The sequence below is a fragment of the Coprobacter tertius genome, from assembly GCF_024330105.1.
Taxonomy (GTDB): domain Bacteria; phylum Bacteroidota; class Bacteroidia; order Bacteroidales; family Coprobacteraceae; genus Coprobacter; species Coprobacter tertius.
In genome coordinates this window covers 56275-74604 of the sequence record NZ_JANDHW010000007.1, presented here as the reverse complement: position 1 = coordinate 74604, position 18330 = coordinate 56275, and the positions used below count along the sequence as shown (strand labels likewise).

The following is an 18330-nucleotide window of genomic DNA, read 5'->3' as shown; positions in this document are numbered from 1 at the left end:
ATGGTAAACTTTTCATTAAAAGGGAAGATTGCCCTGGTAACAGGGGCTTCTTATGGAATTGGTTTTGCATTAGCTTCGGCTTTTGCAAAGGCTGGAGCGAAAATCGTCTTCAACGATATTAAAGCCGATCTTGTGGCAAGAGGTCTTGCTGCCTATGATGCTGAAGGGATAAAGGCTTATGGATATGTCTGTGATGTTACGGATGAGAATGAAGTAAATGCGATGGTTGCCCGTATCGAAGAAGAAGTAGGCGTCATCGATATTTTAGTAAACAATGCGGGAATCATTAAGCGCATTCCCATGTTAGAAATGTCAGCTACAGATTTTCGTCAAGTGATCGATGTAGATCTGAACGCACCTTTTATATTGTCAAAAGCCGTTTTACCCGGTATGATAAAGAAGGGACATGGTAAAATTATTAATATTTGTTCGATGATGAGCGAACTCGGAAGAGAAACCGTTTCGGCATATGCAGCCGCAAAAGGCGGATTAAAAATGCTGACTCGCAATATTGCCTCTGAATATGGAGAATATAATATTCAATGTAACGGAATCGGTCCCGGTTATATTGCCACTCCACAAACGGCTCCATTACGTGAAATACAATCCGATGGAAGCCGTCATCCATTCGATCAGTTCATTATTGCTAAAACACCGGCAGCTCGTTGGGGGACTCCTGAAGATTTAATGGGACCAGCTGTATTTTTAGCATCAGAGGCGTCGAATTTCGTGAATGGACATATTCTTTATGTCGATGGGGGAATACTGGCTTATATTGGTAAACAACCTTGATAATTAAATATAAAACAACAATATAGACCTTGCCTCCTTTATTTTATAAGGAAGTAAGGTTTATTTTATTACAAATATTCCTATGAAAAAGATATTATATTTGTGTTTGGTAGCTATTTTAGCATTCTCATGCTCCAATAAAGAGAAAGTAAATATCCGGATTTCTAACGATTCTTCATTTGACCGAGAAAATGAGAATGTGGAAATTTCAGTTAAAGAAGTGAGAGATAAATTACAATTGTCTGATAAAGAATCTTTTATTCTTGTTGATAATAATGGTAAACAATGCATATATCAGGTGACATATGATGGTAAACTGATATTTCCCGTATCAGTTAAAGCGGGGGAAAGTTTATCTTATAACATTACAAAAGGTATTCCGGAGCATTTTAAGTCTAAGGTTTACGGTCGTCAATTTTCTGAAAGAGAAGATGATATTGCTTGGGAAAATGACAAAATAGCATTCAGAACTTATGGCCCTGCGTTACAAGCAACAGGAGAGAAAGCATATGGTTATGATATTTGGGTAAAATCTGTTCCCGATCTGGTAATAGAAGACAGATATGCAAATGAATTGAATCCTGAAATAAAAGCAAAGATCAAAATTCTGAAGAAGAAAAACCCTGCAGCTGCCGACTCGTTATATCGTTCTGTATCTTATCATGTAGATCATGGAAACGGACTCGATTGTTATAAAGTCGGCCCAACTTTAGGAGCAGGTACAGCGGCTTTGATGTCAGATAATACGATTATTTATCCTTATTGTTACAAGACGTATGAAATATTAGATAAAGGACCCTTACGATTTACTGTAAAATTAGTTTACGAACCGATCATCGCATTTGGAGAATCAGGAATTGTAGAAACTCGGATCATATCCCTCGATGCCGGCTCTCAATTGAATAAAACTATAATAAATTATACTGGATTAACAAAAGAAATTCCATTAGCAGCGGGTATTGTTTTACATGAAGCCAAAGGAATAGCTGATTATACCATTAATATTAAAGACGGCTATATTTCTTATGTAGATCCTACCGATAATCCTAAAAACAATAATGGGAAAATATATGTAGGAGTAGTTATTCCTGGAGGAATTAGCCGGGTTGAGACTCTTTTCTTCGATAAAAAGGAAGCTATTCAGAGGGGTGCTGATGGCCATTTATTAGCTATCAATAATTATGTACCCGGGAGTAACTATACTTATTATTGGGGTGCCGGCTGGAGTAAATACGGCTACAATAGTAAATTAGATTGGGATGCGTACCTTGCCCGATTTTCAGAATTCTGTAATCATCCATTAAAGATTGAAATTAAGTGAGTTAGCTTTAATATAGATTTCAAAGTAAGGATTATCGTGCTAAAAATATGATAATCCTTATTTTTTGCTCTTTATTACGGAAAATTAATCGGTAAACTCAGTGTATTTTCAGAAAAACTTTTTTTACGTTTGCATCGTTTTTCTATATCAATACAGAAATATTCCGAGATGAAACTTATACGACGTATTATAAAAATTGCTCTTATTGTTTTTTTTACATCTTCTATCGGATCAGTAGTACTCCTCCGTTTCATTCCTGTATATATAACTCCGTTAATGGTAATTAGGAGTGTACAGAATATTTCAAAGGGAGAATCTCCTATATGGCATCATAAATGGGTTTCATTAGAAAACATTTCTCATTGGTTATCTCAGGCTGTTGTAGCTTCGGAAGATAATTTGTTTATGGAACATTCGGGATTTGATTTCGTCCAGATACAAAAAGCGATCGAAGAAAATAAGACACGTAAAAGGCCCAGAGGGGCAAGTACTATTTCTCAACAAACGGCAAAAAATGTTTTTTTATGGCCAGGGCATTCATTTATCCGGAAAGGGTTAGAAGTTTATTTTACTTTTTTAATCGAACATATTTGGGGTAAAAAGCGTATTATGGAAGTTTATTTGAATTCGATCGAAATGGGGAAAAATATTTATGGAGCAGAAGCTGTTGCCAGAGAATATTTCGATATTACCGCCGATAAATTATCGAGGGCACGATGCGCACTTATTGCGGCAACATTGCCTAATCCGATTAAATATAGTTCAGCACATCCTTCTCAATATATATTGAAAAGACAACGGCAAATTTTATCTTTAATGGGGAAAATAGAACCGGTAAAATTCGATTAAATATATTATTGGTTCTGTTGCTTTAATTATAGCTTTTTATTTCGTTGATTATAGAAAAGACCTTTAAAATAATCTCGGGAATAGCAGATTCTACTTCAGGGGAGAGTTGCATTCCGATTTCTTGTACTTCTTTAGCTGTGACTGCCAATAGATCTATATCAGGGATTTTTTCCTGGACCAACATAGCATCTATCATATCTTTTAGTCCTATTTCATGGGCACTTAAAAGAATTGGATAGTCTGAAGAGAATTTAGGCTTTAACCTTCTTATTGTACCTGGTTTGTTCGTGTCGAGAGTCGCATCTATCATAATTACATGTTCATACTCTTGTAAAGTCCCTATAAGAAAAATACCTCCTGTTCCCCCGTCAAGTATTTCTACATTTGGAGGCAGATCCATTTTTTCGAGAACTTGAATGGTATGTATTCCCACACCTTCATCTTTGAGAACGAGATTTCCTACACCGAGTACCAGTATTTTCTTTTCTTTCATGCGCTTTCTTCTTTGATATCTTTCAATTCTTTTTCTTTATTTTTTATTTTCCTTTCGCTTTCATTTTCTTTTTCATATTCTTCGACCAATCGATTATCGATAAATTTCCATCCTCCGATAATCGAAGATGCAATGCCGTTTCTTTCTATATAATCATGGTAGAAAACGAGGTATATATGAACGATTGCGAATAAAATAAATGCCCACATCAATATATGATGGATGTCTCTGATCGGGAAAAAACCTCCGCTGGCTATTAACATTTTCTCAAAAAACGGAGCCATTATATTATTACTCGAAGCACTGAACATGGCAAAGCCTGTAAGAGCTTGCAAAATCATAATGATGAATAGACCGAAATAAGTAAATGCAGCGAGGCTGTTGTGCCCTATATCATATACTGGTTTGGGGGTTAGTAAAAGTATATCTACTTTTATGGTTTCGAAAATTCCACGCCATTGTTTCTTTTTTAACGGAATATAATTGTACCATTTAGCAAAATCGTTTCCGGCGAAGAACCAATATATCCTTACGGCAAAGTTGATGATAAAAATGAATGCTGCAATAAAATGGGCCAGCCTGACCCATCCGAACCAATAATTAAATTCGGGGGCGGTACCGTGCATTATAGCGGGAGGGTCACCGATGATATATCCGGTGACACATAATACGGTTATAACGAAGGCATTTACCCAGTGGAATATCCTTACAGGAAGCTGCCATACGTATACTTCTCTTAAAGGGGCTTTTCGACTGATCATTGTTTTTATTTTTTATATTAAAATGTATCGAACTGATGGATATGTTTCCCTTCTTCATCGTATAAGTGTACAGCACAAGCCATACAAGGGTCGAAAGAATGGATTGTACGTATCACTTCTAATGGCACAGCCGTATCGTGAACGGGAGTGCCTAAAAGTGAGGCTTCGAATGCTGATCTTTGGCCTTTTGTGTCTCTGGGAGAGGCATTCCAGGTTGTCGGCACTACCATTTGGTAATTTTTCACCTTCCGGTCTTCGATATTTACGTAATGAGCAAGCGCTCCACGCGGGGCTTCTGTCAGCCCGAACCCTTTTGCTGATTTAGGCCATGTATCCGGTTCCCAGTAAGTTTCGTTGAACATTCGGTAATCACCTGATTTTATATTACTCAATAACTGTACATAAGACTCTGCCATCCAATCGGCAACGAGGTTAGATTCCATTGCTCTTGCAAGAGTACGTCCTACAGTCGAATACATTGCTTCAAATGGGACTCCGAGTTGTTTCAGACAGCGATCGGTTATTTCTTTGTAGTCTTCTTTTTTAGAGGCATAACCGACAATGAATCTTGCTAATGGGCCTGTTTCCATCGGCATTCCTTTATATCGTGGGGTTTTTATCCAACTATACGGTTTGTCATTGTCGAGGTATTCATAGGGTGGAGTAGGACCTGTGTAATCGAGGATTGTTTCACCTATCGATGGATGCAGTCCTACATCTTTTCCTTGCGGGTATTTATACCATGCATTATTTACAAATTCTTGTAAACCATCCATATCATAAGGATCAAATTCTTCAACTTTCGAAATATCTCGGTTTAGAACAATTCCTCTCGGACTGTGATATGTATTGAGTTCGCCATAGTTCCCTGTTGGATAATCTCCGTATGTAATATAATTATGCAAACCTCCTCCAATTTTTGTCCATTCGGGATAATAAGACGCAATGGCCAGTACGTCGGGTAAATAAACTTGTTTTACGAAATCTTGAGTCTGTTGTATGATTTCGGCAACATAGCTCAATCTTTCTATATTTATGGCATTCGGATCATTTATATTAATTGCACAAGCCATACCACCTACGAGATAGTTAGGATGCGGATTTTTTCCTCCGAATACAGTCTGTATTTTTACAATATCTTTTTGTATTTCTAATGCTTCCAGATAATGGGCAACCCCTAATAGATTTACTTCAGGAGGCAGTTTATAAGCGGGATGCCCCCAATATCCGTTTGCAAAGATTCCGAGTTTACTTGATTCCACAAATCTTTTTATTTTTTTCTGAACATCGGAAAAGTATCCTACCGAGCTTTTGGGCCAAGGAGATATACTTTGTGCTATTTCAGCTGTTTTTTTCGGATTTGCTTTCAGGGCCGATTCAACATCTACCCAATCTAGTGCTTGTAATGTATAAAAATGCGTTACATGATCTTGTTCCGTCAGAGCCGCCTGCATAAGATTTCTGACCATTTGGGCATTAGGAGGAATAATTATCCCCAAAGCATTTTCTACAGCTCGTACCGAACAAAGTGAATGAATAGAGGTGCATACACCACAAACTCGGCCAACAAAAGCCCATACGTCACGGGGATCCCGGTTTTGTGCAATAATTTCGATGCCGCGAACCATAGTTCCTGTACTGAAAGCATCCTTTATAACGCCATTTTCAATATCGGCTTCTATTCTTAAATGACCTTCGATACGGGTAATCGGGTCTACAACGATTCTTTTAACCATAACTCAATTAGTTTTCAGGTTCCTGATTATTAGTTTCTTTCTTTTCTGTTGCATTGATTTTGGCGTCGATTTTGTCTTCTTTTATTTTGTCCGATTTTTCTTCGGCATGGAATTCATCTTCGTTGATACCGAGATCATGCATCTGGTTTTTGATTAATTTGCGTTTTTGTATATTTGTAACAACTGCATGAGCCAAAACACCTCCTAGTGCAACGGCACTTAGTCCGGCTCCTATCTTATCGGCAGTTGCTTCTATTCCAATTCCGTGAACGTATGGGATATGGCTGTAGAAAGGTTCATAATCCCAAAAGTTAGGCTCAGCACAACCAATACACGGATGTCCTGATTGGATGGGATAGCTTATACTATTATTCCATTTTATAACTGCACACGAATTAAATGTATTGGGGCCTTTACATCCCATATAATAAAGACAATATCCGCGTTTGGCGTTTTCGTCGTCAAAGGTTTGTACAAAAAGCCCAGCGTCGTAAGCCGGACGTCTGTAACAGGTATCGTGAATTCGACGTCCATAAAATACCTTGGGTCGTCCCATATTATCAAGTTCGGGTATTTTGTCGAAAGTAAGGAAATAGGTTATTACACCAGCCATTACGTCTCCTATAGGAGGACACCCCTGAACATTGATGATCGGTTTTCCTGAATATATTTTGTGAACGGGTTCCGCTTTGGTAGGGTTGGGGTAAGCATGTTGTATACAGCCCGATGAAGCGCAATTTCCCCAGGCAATGATTGCTTCGGCTCCGGCAGCACCTTCATCGAAAACCGATTTTGCGTCATGTCCTGCAATCGTGCAGTAACCGGGGCTTCCAAGTGGTATGGCTCCTTCTACAATCATGATGTAATGACCATAATAATCTTTCATCGCTTGTCTTCGAACAGCTTCGGCTTGTTCCCCCGCAGCGGCCATAAGCGTATCAGAATAATCAAGAGAAATCATCTCCAGTAATATCTGTCCTACAAGAGGATGGGATGAACGAAGAAAAGATTCGCTACAACAGGTACATTCCTGAAAATGATACCAAAGTACCGGTTTGCGAGGTTTACTTTGTAAAGCATCTACGACTTGAGCGACTCCGCTTGCCTGTAATCCTAATGTGGCTCCCATAAGTCCGCAAAATTTCAGAAAATCGCGGCGGGTATAGCCTTTATCCATTAATTCCTGATAAAAAGTTTTCTCTTTCATATCTTATTTTTTTACTTTCAACAAATTCGGGGAAGTTGCTCTCCCGATACCATATCGATTATTCTTTTTTGTCCGAATGTCGTTCGAAGGCTGAGTTCAGCCTTTTTATTATCAGTTACTCTACCGATAATTTCTGCTTTGTTTCCATGTTTACTTTGACGTATGATACGTAGAGCTTTTTCTGCTTTCTCTTCTGGTAATATAAAGAGCATAAGGCCTTCGTTAGCTACATATAAAGGGTCTAGCCCCAATAGATCACAGGCTGCCGATACTGCTTTATTTACAGGTATTTTATCCTCTTGTAATTCAATTGAAACATGAGCAGTAGCTGTTATTTCATTCAGAGTGCTCGATAACCCTCCACGAGTAGGATCTCGCATAACATGTACATCCGGTATTTCCTCGAGTACATTATTTACCATTTCGTTCAGAGAAGCGGTATCGCTTTTTACCGATGTTTCGAATCCCAGACTTTCCCGGGTGGATAGAATACAGATTCCATGTTCTCCGATCGGTCCTGAAATAATTATTGCATCCCCCGGTTTTGCTCGTAAAGGTGATATATCTATTCCCGACCGGATAATGCCGATACCACTCGTATTGATAAATATTTTGTCGCATTTTCCTTTTCCTACGACTTTAGTATCTCCGGTTACAATAGTTACACCTGCTGTGGCAGCTGCTTGTGACATGGAATCGATAATGCGTGTGAGATCCGAAATGGGAAACCCTTCTTCTATGATAAAACCTGCAGACAAATAACGTGGAATTGCACCACAACATAATAGATCGTTTACTGTACCGTTAATAGCTAAATCACCTATGTTTCCTCCGGGAAAGAAAATCGGATCAACAACGAAAGAATCGGTTGTATATGCCATTTTTCCTTGTGAGACATCGAATATAGCTCCATCGTGTTGTTGATTGAGTAATTGATTGGAAAATGCCGGAAAGAATATTTCGGAAAGAAGTTTTTGTGTCAGTTTTCCTCCGCCTCCATGACCTAATACAATTCGTTCGTATCGGTTTTTAGGTATAGAACAGGTATAATCTATCATAATTATATATTACTTTTATATCGGTAAAAAGCAGCACAGGTACCTTCTGACGAAACCATAGCTGCTCCTAATGGATGTTCGGGGGTACAACGATGGCCGAAATGACGGCATGATGTAGGTTGTATTTTACCGCGCATGATCTCACCCGAAACACACAATAGCTCTAGTATAGATTGTTTGGGTTTTAAATGAAAACGTTTTATTGCGTCGTATTGTTCATATTCAGAACGTAATCGTAATCCGCTTTTAGGAAGTGTTCCTAATCCTCTCCATTCTGCGTCGGTAGATTGGAAATAGTGTTGTATAAGGTTTTGGGCACTGATATTTCCTGATTCTGATACCGCTCGTTTGTAAGCGTTATGTACTTCAAATGTATTAGTTTCGAGTTGTTGTATACAAGTATATATACCATACAAAAGATCTATTGGTTCAAATCCTGTTACAGTAATGGGTATTTTTTCTTCTTTTGCCAGCTTATGATATTCTTTGAGTCCGGTTATAGTACATACATGTCCTGCTGCAAGAATTCCGTTTATGAGGCAGTCTTTATCGTGGAGTATCGATCTGATGGCAGGGGGTACAGTGAAAAGGGATGATATGATTGAGAAGTTTTTCAGCTTCGTCTTTTCAGCTTCTGCTATGGTTAATGCGTGTAAGGGTGCTGTTGTTTCGAATCCTATGGCAAAAAAAACAACTTCTTTTTCCGGATTTTCTCGTGCCGTTTTTAATGTATCTAAAGGAGAATATGCAATACGTATGTCTGCACCTTCAGCTTTTACAGTAAGAAGATCGTCTTTACTACCGGGAACACGAAGCATATCTCCGAACGATACCATGATCGTATTTTTTCTTCGGGCAATATCAAGAGCGCAATCTATGATAGGTATGGGGGTAACGCACACGGGGCATCCCGGTCCGTGTACCAGTGTTATCTCTTTTGGTAATAATTCTTCTATTCGGTATTTGGCAAGACTATGTGTTTGTCCCCCGCATATTTCCATAATTTGCCAGGGATGTTTCGTGATGCGTTTTATAGCATCAGAAATATCTTGAGCCAGTTGGGGATCTCGGAAGTTTTTATCGAAATTCATTGTTTTTCGTTATTTTCCCTATAGTTTCGAAATCTTGTAATGTATGTATCGCTTCTTCCATATCGATACGAGTGATAGCTACACCGGCATGAGCCAGTATATAGTCTTCTTTTTCGGCATCAACCCATTCTATGCAAATGTCTTTTAAAATTCCTCCGAAATCAACTTTTGCCATGGCTAATCCTTCGGTTGATCTATCAACGGATATTATTTTTCCAGGTATTGCTAAACACATATTCTTATTCTATTTATTTAAGTAAAAACAAAATTCCGTTCTATTTTGTTTTTTAAATAAAGAAGTATTTCAAAGGTAACAAAATATATTTATTTTATGGTTTTATATTATTAAAATTTTGTAATTGTTTAATTCTAAAATTTTAATGGTTTTTTGAGGATATAAAAAATAAACTTAGAATATATGTTATATATAGTATTGACTATATGATTTTTTATTTCAATTTATATATGTTTCATTTTGATATTTTAATAAATGTCGTGATATTGTTTGTATAGTTTATATATTTAAATTTATACTATTACTTTATTTATTAACATATTTGATGATGTAAAATTATTAATTTATTGATTTTATCAGTAGTTTTGTTGTTGTACGATTAAATGAAAAAATTTAAACTATAAAATGGGATGCTATAATATACATGTTAAAGGATTGGTGCAAGGGGTGGGTTTCAGACCTTTTGTATATCGTACGGCCAGAGATTTACAATTGACCGGTACTGTATATAATGCTACCGACGGCGTTTATATCTCAGTTTCAGGAACAAAGCAACAAGCAGAGGAATTGGCTACCCGTCTGTTAAAAGAAAAACCGAGTGTCGCTGAAATAGAAGATATAGATATTATTGAAAATAAAGAAGATGCGTATTTGGGCTTGGAAGGATTCTACATTGTGAAAAGTTTGAGTAGAGAACAGTCTGTTACTCGTATCAGCCCAGACATAGCAATTTGTGAAGATTGTATTAAGGATGCTGATCGTCAACCACACCGATTGCATTATCCCTTTATAAATTGTACTCATTGTGGTCCTCGTTTTTCTATTATTCAGGGATTGCCATATGACCGTCCGAATACGACAATGTCGGAATTTCGTATGTGTGAAGTTTGTGCAAAAGAATATAAACACGAAAATGATCGGAGGTTCCATGCACAGCCGGTAGCATGTAATCATTGTGGCCCCAAATATACATTATATGATATAGCTGGAAATATCACGGCAACCGAGTATGATAATATAATTTCTTTGCTTGTAAAAGGACTTTCGAAAGGGAATATTATAGCTTTAAAAGGAATCGGTGGTTATAGTATTATTTGTGATGCTCTACATAAGAAAGCAATCGTAAAATTGAGAAAATTAAAGAATAGGCCCCGTAAACCTTTTATAGTGATGATTGGAGATGATTCTATTCTTGAAAAATTTGTGTGGGTTAACAAGGAAGAACAGAGCTTGTTGAAATCGTGGAGAAGACCAATTGTATTGTTATCGGAAAAAAAGAAATTGACCACAGAAATAAATGGTACTTATAGTACGCTGGGAGTAATGCTTCCTTATATGCTTATACACTACGACTTACTATCTAAGTTGCCATCTCGTGCAATTGTGGTTACAAGTGGGAATCTTTACGGTGAACCTATTGTTAAAGATAATGATAAAGCTTTTTCTGATTTTATAGGAAAATGTGATTTTATTCTCGACCATAACAGAAAAATATTTAATCGTTCCGATGATTCGGTTACCCATGTAATAGATGGTATGCCACGTATAATAAGAAGAGCGAGGGGGTATACTCCCGAACCATTGGAGAATATTAATGAAACCGAGGGTATACTGGCTACTGGAGCTGAGCAGATAGGGGCATTTGCCATAGGAAAAGGAAAAGAAATTATCTTGAGCCAGTATCTTGGTGATCAGAAACGTATTGCAAATCGAGATTTTAGGGACGAGGCTTTTAGTCATTTTCAACAACTATTTAAATTTTCGCCTCGTTGTATAGCTGCTGATATGCACCCCGATTATGCATCGACACAATGGGCTGAAAATATGGCATCTCAAATGAATATTCCTATTATAAAAATTCAACATCATCATGCTCATGCAGTAAGCGTAATGGTTGAATACAGATTGAAGAATCCTGTATTATCGGTATGCCTTGATGGTACCGGATATGGAGATGACGGATGTGTATGGGGAGGAGAAATCATGAAATGCGATCGAATAAGTTACGAACGTTTGTCTCATTTTTCGTATCTTCCTTTACCTGGAGGGGACGCAGCTATACGAGAACCTTGGAGAATGGTTGTTTCCATGTTGCATATTCCCGGTGAAAAAGGAACTTGTTATCCAGAAAAATTTGTAAGGAGGATAGGACGCGATCGAATAGCTTTTATGGAAAATATGATAGATCATAATGTGAATTGTCCTCTTTCTTCTGGTGCAGGAAGATTATTCGATGCAGTATCTTCATTGCTTGGCATTTGTGATATGAATAGCTATTCGTCCGAGGCGGCAATATCCCTTGAGCAGGTGGCTGACGCAAATTGTAATGCAAGTTATCATATCGATAATACTGAATCGGGTTTTGATTTTCGGTGGTTGATAAAGCGATTATGTGAAGACTATGAAAAAGGTATTTCTGAAAAAATGTTAGCATCAATGTTTCATAATACTTTAACAAAAGTATTGAATATAAATATATTACGAATTTCTCAAAAAGAAAATATTAGTACGGTTGTGTTAAGCGGAGGGGTTTTTCAGAACAAAATTTTGTGCGACCTGTTACTTAAAAAGATAAAGAATTGTAATATTAAGGTTTATTTGCCTTCCTCGGTGCCTTGTAATGATGCAGGTATTCCTGTAGGTCAGTTGGCGATTGCATCGGCAGTTAATAATACTAATTTTAATAAATTATGCACGAATTATCTATTGCCTTGAGTATTGTGGATATAGCAAAGGAAGAAGCTAAAAAAAGCAATGCTGAAACCATAAAAGAAATAGAACTCGAAATTGGGAAAATGTCCGGTGTCGATAAAGATGCGTTGTTATTTTCATTAAATATTGCCATGAAAAACAGTGTGCTGGATGGAGCCCGGATAGAACTGAAAGAGATTGTTCCTTTAGCTTATTGTAGAGCGTGCCATAACGAATATGTTCCCGACACACTGTTTTCAGCTTGTCCGAAATGCCATTCTTATGGATCAGAATTGATAAAGGGACGTGAAATGAGAGTGAAATCTTTATTAGTAGAATAATAATATAATTAAGAAAAGAAATGTGTACAACATGTGGTTGCGACCATGATTCCCATGAGGGATTGAGTCACGAAGAAATGCATCGTATGGGAATAGCCCATGATCATCATCACGAGCATGAAAGAATACATAGAGTAGAGCAGGATATATTATCAAAAAATAATCTTGCCGCTGAACGAAATAGAGGTTATTTTGAAGCAAAAGAGATTATTTGCTTTAATTTGGTCAGTTCGCCGGGTTCGGGTAAAACAACTTTGCTTGAACGTACATTTATGTTGTTAAAGGATAAATTGCCTTTATATGTTATAGAAGGAGATCAGCAAACGACAAATGATACCGACCGAATAAAAGCGACAGGAGTACCTTGTTTACAAATTAATACTCAAAACGGTTGCCATCTCGATGCTTCTATGGTGCATAAAGCTCTTCATGAACTTAATCCACAGGGAAGGTCCTTGTTGTTTATCGAGAATGTGGGAAATCTTGTATGCCCGGCATTATTTGATCTGGGTGAAAAAGAACGCATTGTGGTAATTAGTGTTACCGAAGGAGATGATAAACCGCTTAAATATCCTTATATGTTTGAAAGTGCAGATATTTGCATCATCAATAAAATCGATCTACTTCCTTATGTGGACAGTGATATTGAAAGAATTAGAAATAATGCTTTAAAAATAAATCCAAGGCTGAAGTTTTTTGAAATTTCAGCTTCTAAAGGTGATGGAATGGAAGAATGGTGTGATTATTTACAGCATTTAATGAAAAAAAATTATGTCTGAGAAAAGATATTTTTTTGATTCGGTATGTCACCAATGGGATCAGATGTGTGAACATGACGCCGGGAAAATACGCTCTTTACTTGGATACCTCGATATGAGTCCTGGTGACAAAATTCTCGATGTAGGTACAGGTACAGGCGTACTGATCCCTTTTATTCGGGAAATTAATGCACGAGGGAAAATATTAGGGATAGATAATTCTTCAGGAATGATATCTGTTGCCCGAGAAAAATTTAAGGCTGATAAATTTACGAATTTTTGTATTGCTGACATCGAACGGGATGTTATCGAAGGTATTTTCGATCATATTATTTTATATTCGGTCTTCCCGCATTTACAGCGTAAGTCTGAAACTATGCGTAGGTTGGTAAGAAAAAATTTAAAAGAGGGAGGGCGGTTACTCATAGCTCATTCTCAGAGTAGGAATGAACTCAACAAAATGCATAAAAATATCGATGAAAGGGTCGCATCAGATGTTTTAATCGAGGTCAACGAGCAATGTCGTATTTTTAGGGCTTTCGGATTGAGTGTATATGAAGCCGTAGAAAATGATGATTTTTATATGATAATGCTCGAAAAATAAAATGCCTAATTTTTTATGCTATTAAAAGGCATAAACATGTATTTTTGTAAAATAAAAATCACATTGGTTTTGGCATTTGATTATTGTGAATATATAATGTAAAAATCTGTCTTAACATTGTTGTATTAATGATCTTTTGTTTTAATTTTGCGAAATATTTGCTCATTTTTAAATCAGAATTTATTGAATAAAACTAAAAGAATACATAATGTTCAGAACACAAACTTGCGGCGAATTACGTCTTTCGGATGTAAATAAAACCGTTACTTTAGCAGGGTGGGTACAACGTACCCGTAAAATGGGAGGAATGACATTTGTGGATATTCGCGATCGTTATGGAATAACACAGTTGGTTTTTAATCAGGATGTTAATGCTGAATTATGCGAAAAAGCTAATAAACTGGGCCGCGAATATGTAATTCAAACGACCGGAGTTGTGAAAGAACGATCCAATAAGAATGCTCATATCCCTACTGGTGAGATAGAGATTATAGTTACTGGGTTAAATATACTTCATTCTGCTGAAATACCACCATTTACTATAGAAGATGAAAGTGACGGGGGGGATGATTTGAGAATGCAATACCGGTACCTTGATTTGAGAAGAAACTGTGTAAAGAAGAATATCGAATTACGTCATAAAATGACTTTTGAAGTACGTCGCTATCTTGACGAACATAACTTCTTAGAAATTGAGACGCCGATTTTAATAAAGTCCACACCTGAAGGGGCAAGGGATTTTGTCGTTCCATCGAGAATGAATCCGGGGGAATTCTATGCATTGCCTCAGTCACCGCAAACATTCAAACAATTGCTTATGGTAGCCGGATTCGACCGTTACTTCCAGATTGCGAAATGTTTTCGAGATGAAGATTTAAGGGCCGATCGCCAGCCAGAATTTACACAGATCGATTGTGAAATGTCTTTTGTCGAACAAGAAGATGTGCTGAATATATTCGAAGGAATGACTAAGCATCTGTTTAAACAAATAAAAAATATAGACTTTACAGAACCTTTCCCACGTATGACTTGGGCAGATGCGATGAAATATTACGGAAGCGATAAACCGGATATTCGTTTCGGAATGAAGTTTGTGGAAATAAAGGATTTGACTTCCGGTAAAGATTTTGTCGTATTTGATAGTTCCGAATATGTTGCAGGAATATGTGCCGAAGGATGTGCTAATTATACCCGTAAACAAATCGATGGATTGACCGATTTTGTAAAACGTCCTCAAATAGGGGCAAAAGGGTTAGTATATGTGCGTTATGATGCCGATGGGACACTTAAATCATCTGTTGATAAATTTTATACGCAAGAAGAGTTGAAATCCTGGGCAGACCGTTTCGGAGCAAAACCGGGAGATCTTATGCTGATTCTTGCTGGAAATAGGTTGAAGACACAAAAAGCTTTAGGTGAGCTTCGTCTTGAGATGGGAAGTCGTTTGGGATTACGGGATAAAAATAAATTCGCACCTTTATGGGTGGTTGATTTTCCATTACTTGAGTGGGATGAAGATACACAACGCTATTATGCTATGCATCATCCTTTTACGTCTCCAAAAGAAGAAGATATACCTTTACTTGATACCGATCCCGGTAAAGTAAGAGCAAACGCATACGACATGGTATTCAATGGTGTAGAATTGGGTGGTGGATCGATTCGTATTCACGATGGTGAACTTCAGGATAAGATGTTCAAGGTATTAGGATTTACTGAAGAAAAAGCTCATTATCAGTTTGGGTTCTTAATGGATGCTTTCAAATATGGGGCACCTCCTCATGGAGGACTGGCTTTCGGTCTCGACCGTTTTGTATCTTTGTTTGCAGGGCTTGATTCTATTCGTGATTGTATTGCATTTCCCAAAAATAATTCAGGTAGGGATGTTATGAGTGGAGCGCCATCTATTATCGACGATTCGCAACTTGAAGAATTGCAGTTGAAACTCGACCTGAAAGACGCAAAATAAACGGATGAAAGTTTCTGAAATAATAAATTCGATAGAAGAAGTCGCGCCTCGTTCGTTGCAAGAAAATTATGATAATGCTGGCGTTCAGATAGGAAGTGTTAATCGAGAATGTAACAGTGCTTTGCTATGTATCGATGTTACCGAAGAGGTAATAGATGAAGCGATTTCGTTAGGGATAAATTTGGTTATATCTCATCATCCGTTATTGTTCAAAGGATTGAAAGCAATAACGGGTAACGGATATATCGAAAGAATCGTTATAAAAGCGATTAAGAATGATATTACCATTTATGCGGCTCATACCAATCTTGATAATGCTTTTTATGGGGTAAACGATAAAATTGCGGAGAAAATAGGCCTTACTAATAATAAAATATTATCTCCTTTAGAAAATCGATTATTGAAGATCGTTACTTTTGTCCCGTTAGAACAGGTCGATCAGGTAAAAAATGCAATGTATGACGCCGGTGCGGGATCGATAGGTAATTATGATCGATGCAGCTTTACAAGTGAGGGATATGGTACATTTAGGGCGGGAGAGAGTAGTCATCCTTTTTGTGGTTATATAGGAACAGAGCATACCGAGAAAGAGGTAAGGTTAGAAATGATATTGCCTGACTTTAAGAAAACAACGGTAATTAAGGCCTTACTATCTTCTCATCCTTATGAAGAACCGGCTTTCGATATTATTGAATTACAGAATTCATGGCAAAAAGCCGGGAGTGGTGTAATCGGTGATTTGCCAGAAGAAATGGATACTATTCAGTTTTTGAAAAAACTAAAAACACTGTTTTCGCTAACTTGTCTCAAACACTCTCGCATATTAAAACCGACTGTTAGGCGTATTGCTTTATGTGGAGGCGCTGGTTCTTTTTTGATGAAAGATGCGATAAATTCGAATGCCGACGTATTTATTACGGGCGAAATAAAGTATCATGATTATTTTGGAAATGATGAAAATATTTTATTAGCAGAGTTGGGGCATTATGAGAGTGAACAATATACAAAAGATATTTTTTCTGATATTATTACAAAAAAATTCCCTACATTTGCAACTTATTATACAAAGGTAGAAACAAACCCGATAAATTATTTGTAAGCATATGGCTACTGATAAGACAAAAGTTGAAAAAGAATATACAGTGGAAGAAAGATTGAAAGCCCTGTATGAATTGCAAACCATGCTTTCTGAAGTGGATCGCATAAAAACTCTAAGGGGTGAACTTCCTTTGGAAGTTCAAGACCTTGAAGATGAAATTGCAGGCCTTGAAACCAGAATCCAAAACTTCCATACGGAAATCGATGAACTCCATGCCGCAATTGCTGCAAAGAAAGTGGAGATACAAAATTCTCAAAATCTGATCGATAAATATTCTGCACAACAGGACAATGTACGGAATAATCGGGAATTTGATTTTTTAACCAAAGAAATAGAATTTCAGACTCTCGAAATCGAATTGTGCGAAAAAAGAATACGTGAATTTACGGCTCAGGAAAAAACTAAGAAAGAAGAAGTAGAGAACTGCCAGGCTCTTTTAGAAGACAGGCAACACGATCTTCAAGAAAAGAAAAGCGAGCTCGATGAAATTGTTTCAGAAACGAAACAGGATGAAGAAAAACTGAGAGAAAAGGTAAAAAAACTCGAACAACATATCGAACCTCGTCTTTTGGCTGCATTTAAACGTATTCGTAAAAATGCAAGAAACGGGTTAGCTGTAGTATATATTCAACGGGATGCTTGTGGAGGATGTTTTAATAAAATCCCACCCCAAAGACAACTTGATATAAAATTGCGTAAGAAAATTATCGTTTGCGAATATTGTGGCCGTATAATGATCGATCCTGAATTAGCCGGTGTAGAATAAAAAATAAACTATTTATATTCTTCTAAGAGCGTTTGTATTGAGTTACAAACGCTCTTTTTTATAATTCATCGTAAAAGGGTATATCAGGCAAAAAGACCGGTTGCATAGTTTCATAATCGAGCTTGCAACAATAATGGTTTAGGCCGTTAGATACCATTAAATATTTGACTTTTAATGCTATATTATATCTTATAATCTGGTCGAAGACTTCCTGTGTAAGTATTATTTCAGGAGCTTTGTATTCGATAATTACCAAGGGTTTCCCATTTTTGTCATAAACAATCGTATCGCATCGTCTTTTACGTCCGTTTAAAACAAGAGATATTTCATTTCCTAATCTACCGGCCGGATATGATTTGTATTTTGTCAGAAAACAAACGAAATGTTGCCTTACCCACTCTTCAGGAGTGAGAGTAATGTATTTTTTTCGTATATTATCAAAAATAAGATATTTATCGTTATTTTTTTTGATATGAAAATCGAATGACGGTAAATTTAATCCTGTCATAACTCAAATTAATTTGTTCTTAATACGATAATTCCGTACTTTTACTTCAAA

Annotated in this window: 18 protein-coding genes; 10 read left to right on the top strand and 8 right to left on the bottom strand. The window is 37.0% G+C overall.

Annotation, left to right across the window (positions count from 1 at the left end):
- The 3 genes from NMU02_RS08505 (at nucleotide 1) to mtgA (ending at nucleotide 2962) form a co-directional block, all read left to right on the top strand.
- Nucleotides 1-792: a gluconate 5-dehydrogenase gene (locus NMU02_RS08505; protein ID WP_255027382.1), complete on the top strand. Its 792-nt coding sequence runs from the start codon at nucleotides 1-3 to the stop codon at nucleotides 790-792.
- Nucleotides 793-874: 82 nt separating this feature from the next.
- Complete coding sequence (locus NMU02_RS08500; protein WP_255027381.1) at nucleotides 875-2113, top strand: BT3233 family polysaccharide utilization protein; 1239 nt, start codon at nucleotides 875-877, stop codon at nucleotides 2111-2113.
- 168 nt (nucleotides 2114-2281) lie between these two features.
- Complete coding sequence (gene mtgA, locus NMU02_RS08495) at nucleotides 2282-2962, top strand: monofunctional biosynthetic peptidoglycan transglycosylase (RefSeq protein WP_255027379.1); 681 nt, start codon at nucleotides 2282-2284, stop codon at nucleotides 2960-2962.
- A 22-nt stretch (nucleotides 2963-2984) separates the two neighbouring features.
- Here mtgA and NMU02_RS08490 read toward each other — a convergent pair whose 3' ends face one another.
- From NMU02_RS08490 to NMU02_RS08460, 7 genes are read right to left on the bottom strand one after another with little or no spacing between them, the layout of a single operon-like run.
- On the bottom strand, nucleotides 2985-3455 hold the full coding sequence (locus NMU02_RS08490) for a hydrogenase maturation protease (RefSeq protein ID WP_255027377.1): 471 nt from the start codon (nucleotides 3453-3455) through the stop codon (nucleotides 2985-2987).
- On the bottom strand, nucleotides 3452-4216 hold the full coding sequence (cybH, locus tag NMU02_RS08485; RefSeq protein ID WP_255027375.1) for a Ni/Fe-hydrogenase, b-type cytochrome subunit: 765 nt from the start codon (nucleotides 4214-4216) through the stop codon (nucleotides 3452-3454). Before cybH ends, NMU02_RS08490 begins: the two co-directional genes overlap by 4 nt.
- 17 nt (nucleotides 4217-4233) lie before the next feature.
- Entirely contained in the window at nucleotides 4234-5952 is a 1719-nt protein-coding gene (locus tag NMU02_RS08480; protein ID WP_255027373.1) for a nickel-dependent hydrogenase large subunit, read from the bottom strand.
- Nucleotides 5953-5959: 7 nt separating this feature from the next.
- Nucleotides 5960-7159, bottom strand: a complete 1200-nt coding sequence (locus NMU02_RS08475; protein ID WP_255027371.1) for a hydrogenase small subunit — start codon at nucleotides 7157-7159, stop codon at nucleotides 5960-5962.
- Nucleotides 7160-7176: 17 nt separating this feature from the next.
- Nucleotides 7177-8220 (bottom strand): hydrogenase expression/formation protein HypE, encoded by a 1044-nt coding sequence (gene hypE / locus NMU02_RS08470; RefSeq protein WP_435522030.1) that lies wholly within the window; start codon nucleotides 8218-8220, stop codon nucleotides 7177-7179.
- Complete coding sequence (gene hypD / locus NMU02_RS08465; RefSeq protein WP_255027368.1) at nucleotides 8220-9308, bottom strand: hydrogenase formation protein HypD; 1089 nt, start codon at nucleotides 9306-9308, stop codon at nucleotides 8220-8222. Before hypD ends, hypE begins: the two co-directional genes overlap by 1 nt.
- A complete protein-coding gene (locus NMU02_RS08460) occupies nucleotides 9295-9543 on the bottom strand; it encodes a HypC/HybG/HupF family hydrogenase formation chaperone (protein WP_255027366.1) in 249 nt (82 codons plus the stop codon). Before NMU02_RS08460 ends, hypD begins: the two co-directional genes overlap by 14 nt.
- Before the next feature lie 405 nt (nucleotides 9544-9948).
- On the opposite strand from NMU02_RS08460, the gene hypF reads away from it, so the two are divergent.
- The 7 genes from hypF to NMU02_RS08425 all read left to right on the top strand — a co-directional run bounded on the left by hypF (nucleotide 9949) and on the right by NMU02_RS08425 (nucleotide 17771).
- Nucleotides 9949-12258 (top strand): carbamoyltransferase HypF, encoded by a 2310-nt coding sequence (gene hypF / locus NMU02_RS08455; protein WP_255027365.1) that lies wholly within the window; start codon nucleotides 9949-9951, stop codon nucleotides 12256-12258.
- The gene (hypA, locus tag NMU02_RS08450) at nucleotides 12234-12575 is read left to right on the top strand and encodes a hydrogenase maturation nickel metallochaperone HypA (RefSeq protein WP_255027364.1); all 342 of its coding nucleotides are present in this window, start codon (nucleotides 12234-12236) and stop codon (nucleotides 12573-12575) included. The genes hypF and hypA overlap by 25 nt, the downstream gene beginning before the upstream one ends.
- Nucleotides 12576-12595: 20 nt before the next feature.
- Nucleotides 12596-13354, top strand: coding sequence for a hydrogenase nickel incorporation protein HypB (gene hypB / locus NMU02_RS08445; RefSeq protein WP_435522029.1), 759 nt, complete (start codon nucleotides 12596-12598; stop codon nucleotides 13352-13354).
- Entirely contained in the window at nucleotides 13347-13937 is a 591-nt protein-coding gene (locus NMU02_RS08440; RefSeq protein ID WP_255027363.1) for a class I SAM-dependent methyltransferase, read from the top strand. The genes hypB and NMU02_RS08440 overlap by 8 nt, the downstream gene beginning before the upstream one ends.
- A gap of 208 nt (nucleotides 13938-14145) precedes the next feature.
- Complete coding sequence (aspS, locus tag NMU02_RS08435; protein WP_255027362.1) at nucleotides 14146-15906, top strand: aspartate--tRNA ligase; 1761 nt, start codon at nucleotides 14146-14148, stop codon at nucleotides 15904-15906.
- A 4-nt stretch (nucleotides 15907-15910) separates the two neighbouring features.
- The gene (locus NMU02_RS08430; protein ID WP_255027361.1) at nucleotides 15911-17005 is read left to right on the top strand and encodes a Nif3-like dinuclear metal center hexameric protein; all 1095 of its coding nucleotides are present in this window, start codon (nucleotides 15911-15913) and stop codon (nucleotides 17003-17005) included.
- A gap of 4 nt (nucleotides 17006-17009) precedes the next feature.
- Nucleotides 17010-17771: a zinc ribbon domain-containing protein gene (locus NMU02_RS08425; RefSeq protein ID WP_255027360.1), complete on the top strand. Its 762-nt coding sequence runs from the start codon at nucleotides 17010-17012 to the stop codon at nucleotides 17769-17771.
- 58 nt (nucleotides 17772-17829) lie between these two features.
- On the opposite strand, the gene NMU02_RS08420 is transcribed toward NMU02_RS08425, so the two are convergent.
- Entirely contained in the window at nucleotides 17830-18279 is a 450-nt protein-coding gene (locus tag NMU02_RS08420) for a type I restriction enzyme HsdR N-terminal domain-containing protein (RefSeq protein ID WP_255027359.1), read from the bottom strand.
- Nucleotides 18280-18330: the final 51 nt, after the last annotated feature.

What these genes read in the sequence shown, in the direction of transcription:
- NMU02_RS08475 (WP_255027371.1), bottom strand. Translation starts at nt 7,159, where the DNA reads ATGAAAGAGAAAACTTTTTATCAGGAATTAATGGATAAAGGCTATACC.
- cybH (WP_255027375.1), bottom strand. Translation starts at nt 4,216, where the DNA reads ATGATCAGTCGAAAAGCCCCTTTAAGAGAAGTATACGTATGGCAGCTT.
- NMU02_RS08500 (WP_255027381.1), top strand. Translation starts at nt 875, where the DNA reads ATGAAAAAGATATTATATTTGTGTTTGGTAGCTATTTTAGCATTCTCA.
- hypD (WP_255027368.1), bottom strand. Translation starts at nt 9,308, where the DNA reads ATGAATTTCGATAAAAACTTCCGAGATCCCCAACTGGCTCAAGATATT.
- hypF (WP_255027365.1), top strand. Translation starts at nt 9,949, where the DNA reads ATGGGATGCTATAATATACATGTTAAAGGATTGGTGCAAGGGGTGGGT.
- mtgA (WP_255027379.1), top strand. Translation starts at nt 2,282, where the DNA reads ATGAAACTTATACGACGTATTATAAAAATTGCTCTTATTGTTTTTTTT.
- aspS (WP_255027362.1), top strand. Translation starts at nt 14,146, where the DNA reads ATGTTCAGAACACAAACTTGCGGCGAATTACGTCTTTCGGATGTAAAT.
- hypB (WP_435522029.1), top strand. Translation starts at nt 12,596, where the DNA reads ATGTGTACAACATGTGGTTGCGACCATGATTCCCATGAGGGATTGAGT.
- NMU02_RS08430 (WP_255027361.1), top strand. Translation starts at nt 15,911, where the DNA reads ATGAAAGTTTCTGAAATAATAAATTCGATAGAAGAAGTCGCGCCTCGT.
- NMU02_RS08480 (WP_255027373.1), bottom strand. Translation starts at nt 5,952, where the DNA reads ATGGTTAAAAGAATCGTTGTAGACCCGATTACCCGTATCGAAGGTCAT.
- NMU02_RS08425 (WP_255027360.1), top strand. Translation starts at nt 17,010, where the DNA reads ATGGCTACTGATAAGACAAAAGTTGAAAAAGAATATACAGTGGAAGAA.
- hypA (WP_255027364.1), top strand. Translation starts at nt 12,234, where the DNA reads ATGCACGAATTATCTATTGCCTTGAGTATTGTGGATATAGCAAAGGAA.
- NMU02_RS08440 (WP_255027363.1), top strand. Translation starts at nt 13,347, where the DNA reads ATGTCTGAGAAAAGATATTTTTTTGATTCGGTATGTCACCAATGGGAT.
- NMU02_RS08460 (WP_255027366.1), bottom strand. Translation starts at nt 9,543, where the DNA reads ATGTGTTTAGCAATACCTGGAAAAATAATATCCGTTGATAGATCAACC.
- NMU02_RS08490 (WP_255027377.1), bottom strand. Translation starts at nt 3,455, where the DNA reads ATGAAAGAAAAGAAAATACTGGTACTCGGTGTAGGAAATCTCGTTCTC.
- NMU02_RS08420 (WP_255027359.1), bottom strand. Translation starts at nt 18,279, where the DNA reads ATGACAGGATTAAATTTACCGTCATTCGATTTTCATATCAAAAAAAAT.
- NMU02_RS08505 (WP_255027382.1), top strand. Translation starts at nt 1, where the DNA reads ATGGTAAACTTTTCATTAAAAGGGAAGATTGCCCTGGTAACAGGGGCT.